A 2974-nucleotide genomic window follows, 5' to 3' on the forward strand; every position below is an offset into this window, starting at 1 on the left:
TCCACACCGCGAGGCCCCCCGGCGCCAAGGCGTGTTCACCCCGCCCCAACCGAGCGCAGCGCCTAACTCTTCTCGAAGCGGAACCCAACCCCCCGCACGGTGGCGATGTACCGAGGATTCGCCGCGTCGTCGCCCAGCTTCTTCCGCAGCCACGAGATGTGCATGTCGAGGGTCTTGGTCGACGACCACCACGTGGTGTCCCAGACCTCGCGCATCAGCTGGTCGCGCGTGACGACCCGCCCGGCGTCCCGCACGAGCACGCGCAGCAGGTCGAACTCCTTCGCCGTGAGCTGCAGCTCCTCGTCGCCCATCCACGCCCGGTGCGACTCGACGTCGATCCGCACCCCGTGCGTGGCCGGCGGCTGCTGCGGCTCGGCCGCGCCGCGCCGCAGCAGGGCCCGGACCCGGGCCAGCAGCTCGGCCAGCCGGAACGGCTTGGTGACGTAGTCGTCGGCGCCCGCGTCCAGGCCCACGACGGTGTCCACCTCGTCGGCGCGCGCCGTCAGGATCAGGATCGGCACGGTCATCCCCTCGGCACGCAGCCGCCGGGCCACCTCCAGACCGTCCATGCCGGGCAGGCCGAGGTCGAGCACGACCAGATCTATCCCGCCCTGGATGCCCGCGTCGAGCGCGGTGGGTCCGTCCTCGCGTACCTCGACCTCGTACCCCTCCCTGCGCAGGGCGCGGGCCAGGGGTTCCGAGATGGACGCGTCGTCCTCGGCGAGCAGTACTCGGGTCATGAACTGATGGTAGTCCGCTGCGGACCGGCGTAGTGCGGGTGATCGACATCCGTGGCCGGCACGGGCGGTGCGGTCCGCGGACCCCTGGGGTTGGGGAGGTGAATCCCCTCACAGCCTTTGATTCGGTCGTAGGGTTCCATGCAAACCTGTGATCCATCTCTCAAGTCATGCCATATGCGGCATTGACATGGCGTGTGGCCTTATGGTGACCACACGCCTGCAGCATCACACGGGGACCTTCGGCGGAAGCTTCACGCTGAAGGTCTCTTCTGTGTGCGGGCTGGTGCCCACCAGCCTTGAAGGAATGACCTGTGGCCGGGCCCCGAGCGCGAGGACGCGCGACGGGCGTGGATCCCGGTGGTCGTCGTCCACCGCTCCGACATCGAAGCCGAGACCGGAGCGGAACTCCCCGTGGGCGTGGGGCGGGACGGCCCTCCCGCCGGTGCCGGCCGCCTCCCCCACCGGGCGCGCACTCCTCCCCCGGGCCCGCATCCCGGGCCGGGCGGGGAACGCACCGCACCGCGCCCCGACCAGCAAGGAACGACCATGGCGTCCAGCCTGACGAAGGACTCGGTCGCACCGGGCACCCCCGGTTCCGAGACGACCTTCTTCGGCCACCCCCGCGGACTGGCCACCCTCTTCATGACCGAGATGTGGGAGAGGTTCTCCTACTACGGCATGAGGGCACTGCTCCCGCTCTACCTGGTCGCACCCGGCGGCCTGCACATGAGCGCGACCACCGCGACCGCGATCTACTCGGTCTACCTGTCGCTCGTGTACCTGCTCGCCCTGCCCGGCGGCTGGGTCGCGGACCGCGTGCTCGGTCCCCGCAGGACCGTCGCCGTCGCGGGACTGGTCATCATGCTCGGCCACCTGACGCTGGCACTGCCCTCGTCCGGCACGTTCTTCGCCGGTCTCGCCCTCGTGGCGATCGGCTCGGGCCTGCTGAAGGCCAACATCTCGACGATGGTCGGCCACCTCTACCAGGGCCCGGACGACCCGCGCCGCGACGGCGGTTTCACCGTCTTCTACATCGGCATCAACCTGGGCGCCTTCGCCGCGCCGCTGGCCATCGGCACGGTCGGCGAGAAGGTCGACTGGCACCTGGGCTTCGCGCTCGCCGCGCTCGGCATGGCACTGGGTCTGGCGCAGTTCCTGATCGGCCGCCGCCACCTCGACGCGCGCTCCGACGTCGTCCCGACGCCGATGTCCGCCGAGGAGAAGGCCTCGACCCTGCGCAAGGGCCTGCTGTGGCTGGCCGTCGCCGCGGTCTTCTACGGCGTCGTCGGCTTCTCCGGCCACTACACGCTGAACTGGATCCTGGTCCCGCTCACGCTCGTCGGTCTGATCATCCCGGTCTGGGTCATCGCCCGGATCAAGCGGGACAGGTCGCTGGACCGCGAGGAGCAGTCGAAGATGTCGGCGTACATCTGGTTCTTCGTCGCCGCGGCCGTCTTCTGGATGATCTACGACCAGGGCGGCTCCACGCTGTCGATCTTCGCCGAGTCGTCAGCCGAGAACAGCGTCTTCGGCTGGGACTTCCCGGTCTCCTGGTACCAGTCGGTCAACCCGGTCATGATCATGGCGCTCGCCCCGGTCTTCGCCTGGGCGTGGCTGGCGCTGAACCGGGCCGGCCGGGAGCCGAGCACGATCGTGAAGTTCGCGTCGGGCCTGGTCCTGGTCGGCGCCTCGTTCTTCCTCTTCCTGGCCCCGCTGACGATCGCCGGGGACGGTGAGAAGGCCGCCGCGATGTGGCTGGTCGCCATCTACTTCGTGCAGACCGTCGGTGAGCTGACCCTCTCCCCGGTCGGCCTCTCCGTCACCACGAAGATGGCGCCCGCGAAGTACGCCTCGCAGATGATGGGCGTCTGGTTCCTGGCCGTCACCGCGGGCGACGCCACGACGGGCCTGCTCTCCATCGCGGGCGTGGACCTGAACGGCAAGGGAATCGTCGCCCTGGAGGCCACCCTGGCCCTGATAGCGGGCGCAGCGATCTACATGTACCGCAACAAGGTCAAGACACTGATGGGCAACGTCAACTAGCCCTTCCCCAGGGACGCGCCTCCCCAGAGGCGCCTCCCCAGGGGCGCGGGGAACGGCGCAGTCTTGTCGCTTTTAGGGGCGSGGGGAACTGCGCAATCTTTTGCTTCTAGGGGCGCGGGGAACGGCGCAATCTTTTAGGGGCGCGGGGAACTGCGSGACCAGCCACGACGGCGCCGCACCCACCCCCGACG

General features: G+C 69.5%; 2 protein-coding genes. One reads left to right on the forward strand and one right to left on the reverse strand.

What is annotated here, in order from left to right; all coding sequences use genetic code 11:
• Window positions 1-62: 62 nt before the first annotated feature.
• Window positions 63-740: a response regulator transcription factor gene (locus tag FGF04_RS28830; protein WP_149514234.1), complete on the reverse strand. Its 678-nt coding sequence runs from the start codon at window positions 738-740 to the stop codon at window positions 63-65.
• A 546-nt stretch (window positions 741-1286) separates the two neighbouring features.
• Here FGF04_RS28830 and FGF04_RS28835 point away from each other — a divergent pair.
• On the forward strand, window positions 1287-2783 hold the full coding sequence (locus FGF04_RS28835; RefSeq protein WP_149514235.1) for an oligopeptide:H+ symporter: 1497 nt from the start codon (window positions 1287-1289) through the stop codon (window positions 2781-2783).
• Window positions 2784-2974 lie beyond the last annotated feature (191 nt).

Origin of the sequence: Streptomyces apricus (assembly GCF_008369065.1) — a bacterium.
GTDB classification, from domain to species: domain Bacteria; phylum Actinomycetota; class Actinomycetes; order Streptomycetales; family Streptomycetaceae; genus Streptomyces; species Streptomyces apricus.

Bases quoted from the DNA above. Each gene is read 5' to 3' on its own strand.
- FGF04_RS28830 (WP_149514234.1), bottom strand. From the start codon at position 740: ATGACCCGAGTACTGCTCGCCGAGGACGACGCGTCCATCTCGGAACCC.
- FGF04_RS28835 (WP_149514235.1), top strand. From the start codon at position 1,287: ATGGCGTCCAGCCTGACGAAGGACTCGGTCGCACCGGGCACCCCCGGT.